This is a genomic window from Wolbachia endosymbiont of Glossina morsitans morsitans (assembly GCF_000689175.1).
Taxonomy (GTDB): Bacteria; Pseudomonadota; Alphaproteobacteria; order Rickettsiales; family Anaplasmataceae; genus Wolbachia; species Wolbachia pipientis.
Map to the genome: position 1 here is coordinate 7,130 of NZ_AWUH01000061.1, position 1,796 is coordinate 8,925.

2 protein-coding genes are annotated in these 1,796 nt (G+C 36.6%); both read right to left on the bottom strand.

Annotation, left to right across the window (positions count from 1 at the left end; genetic code table 11):
- A partial coding sequence (locus WGMM_RS07310) for a hypothetical protein (protein ID WP_410543200.1) occupies positions 1-65 on the bottom strand: 65 nt, incomplete at its 3' end.
- A gap of 34 nt (positions 66-99) precedes the next feature.
- Positions 100-1,371: a serine--tRNA ligase gene (gene serS, locus WGMM_RS01495; RefSeq protein ID WP_038249047.1), complete on the bottom strand. Its 1,272-nt coding sequence runs from the start codon at positions 1,369-1,371 to the stop codon at positions 100-102.
- Positions 1,372-1,796 lie beyond the last annotated feature (425 nt).

Sequence of the window (1,796 nt, forward strand, 5' to 3'; positions counted from 1 at the left end):
GATTTTTTTAGAGCCCAAAGTAGAGCGTGCTCACGCCCACCAGAACCTATAACCAGAACCTTCATCTTTATTTCCTCGCTTTTCTATATGTCAAAATTATTATTTGCTTATAACAGTATCATTACTCATGTATTTTTGCAACACGTTTGGTATTGCAATCGACCCGTCAGAATTTTGATAATTCTCCATTATGGCAATAATCGTTCTTCCTATAGCTAAAGCTGAGCCGTTTAAAGTGTGAATATATTTTTTCATCTTTTTATCAGTTTCTGAAGAGTATTTAGTGTTCATCCTTCTTGCTTGAAATGCACCACAATTTGAGCAGCTTGATATTTCTCTATATTTATCTTGCTCAGGTAACCATACCTCTATGTCATAAGTCCTTTGTGCAGCAAAACCCATATCACCACTACAGAGTAGCATTACTCTATACGGTAATTCTAGTTTTTTTAATATCTCTTCAACAATACTCGTCATGCGCTCAAGTTCATCATTTGATTGGTCTTCAGTTGTGATACTAACCAATTCCACTTTACCAAATTGGTGTTGCCTTATCATACCTCTCGTGTCTCGCCCTGCGCTGCCTGCTTCTTTACGAAAGCACTCCGAATATGCAGTAAAGCGAATAGGCAGTTCTTTTTCTTCCATTATTTTGTCAGCAACTAAATTTGTTAAAAACACTTCACTTGTGGGAATCAACCTCAATTCGTCGGTAGTTAAATACGAATCGTCAGAAAATTTCGGTAGCTGACCAACATTATACATAGCCTCGTTTTTCACCAAAGTCGGGTGGTACACCTCAGTATAGCCAAATTCATTAACATGCATTTCAAGCATAAAATTTATTAGCGCTCGTCCAAGCTTAGCTAACTGTCCTTTTAATATCGTAAATCTTGATCCGGAAATTCTCGCCGCTTGTTCGAAGTCTATTAAACCTAATTTTTCTCCGAGTTCATAATGAGATTCTGGATCAAACTGTCTTTTTCCTCCATATCTTCTCACCTCTAAATTAGAGTTCTCATCTGCGCCTATTGGCACATCTTGCGCAGGAATATTCGGCAAGTTAGATAAAACATTCACTAACTTATCCTTTTCTGCTTGTTCTTTTAAGCTGATTGCCTCTATCTCATTTGTGATGCTTTTTGACAACTCTATTTGCTCTTCACAGGGGCTCTTGCTCATTTTAAGCTTTTTTATTTCCTCTGTGATTTCATTGCGCTGCCTATTCAAATCCTGCAGTTTAGTGGTTAATGATCTTTTCTCGTGATCGATTTCTAATATCTCTTCCGCAGTAGATTCTCTAATTCCCCTGCTTTTCATTGCCTTTTCAAATCCTTCAGGGTTTTTGCGTATATATTCTATATCGTGCATATATTGTGCTATTACTAACATTGTTACTGTACTCCAAAAGCTCTTAATATTCAATATTTTCTCATACTACTAAAATTATTATGGTTGATTTTTTGTTAGAATTTGTTAAAATTTAATTAACTTAGCGTTCATAGGGTGTAGTATGTTGGGCATTACAAAAAATAATCAAAAAGAGAGCACTTACTTTGCTGGTGAGGAATTCGTTATCTACGCTACTTGTGTATGCCTAGCAGCCACATTCGCTGCTGGCTGTTTAGGGGCGGTAATAGGATCCCCTCTATTGACCTTTCCACTTGCTATGCTCATCTCTAACCCCGTAGTTTGGGTTTTAATGGGAATAATTCTTACAGTAGCATACAAAATGGTTGTTGAACCTTTATTTTACTTAGCGAAGAACTATATTAATGGAAAAAGAGCTTCAAAGG

Coding starts and splice junctions, on each gene's coding strand:
- serS (WP_038249047.1), bottom strand. CDS start 1,371: ATGCACGATATAGAATATATACGCAAAAACCCTGAAGGATTTGAAAAG.